Here is a 562-nt window from a genome sequence, read left to right as displayed (position 1 = left end):
CAATCGCATTCTTAATGGGGATTCCATGGAGCGAAGCTGTTCCAGCTGGCTCTTTAATGGCGACTAAATTAATTACAAATGAGTTTGTAGCAATGCTTGATTTTAAAAATGTCCTGGGTGATGTATCAGCTCGAACACAAGGTATCATTTCAGTTTACTTAGTAAGCTTCGCTAATTTTGGTACGGTTGGTATCATCGTAGGTTCAATTAAAGGCATTAGTGATAAACAAGGAGAAAAAGTTGCATCCTTTGCAATGAGGTTGCTACTTGGTTCAACTCTAGCTTCTATCATTTCAGGATCAATCATTGGCCTAGTATTATAATTTAATCGAAGTACCTAAATTAAATTCATAACAACATCAAAACCCCGTCACCAAGTTGGCGCAACAGCGCATCATAACTTAGTGACGGGGTTTTATCATAACAATCTACTTTTTCGTAGCCGTTTTTGAAATGTATGTTGATGGTTTATCTTTTTCAAAAATTGTTAATCCCGTTATATCTTTTTTATGTTTTGAAGGGACAATGAAGCTAAGTATATAAGCAAAGACAAAAGCAACTG

Annotated in this window: 2 protein-coding genes; one reads left to right on the top strand and one right to left on the bottom strand. The window is 35.8% G+C overall.

Annotated elements, in window-relative coordinates; all coding sequences use genetic code 11:
• Positions 1-323 (top strand): nucleoside transporter C-terminal domain-containing protein (locus IDG60_RS00575; RefSeq protein ID WP_274611425.1); only part of this gene is annotated, 323 nt, incomplete at its 5' end.
• 105 nt (positions 324-428) lie between these two features.
• On the opposite strand, the gene IDG60_RS21695 is transcribed toward IDG60_RS00575, so the two are convergent.
• A partial coding sequence (locus IDG60_RS21695; protein ID WP_241013314.1) for a hypothetical protein occupies positions 429-562 on the bottom strand: 134 nt, incomplete at its 5' end.

This window comes from Staphylococcus sp. EG-SA-2 (assembly GCF_017152085.1).
Note: the sequence above shows the minus strand (reverse complement) of the source record. Positions and strands in the feature narration are given on the sequence as shown.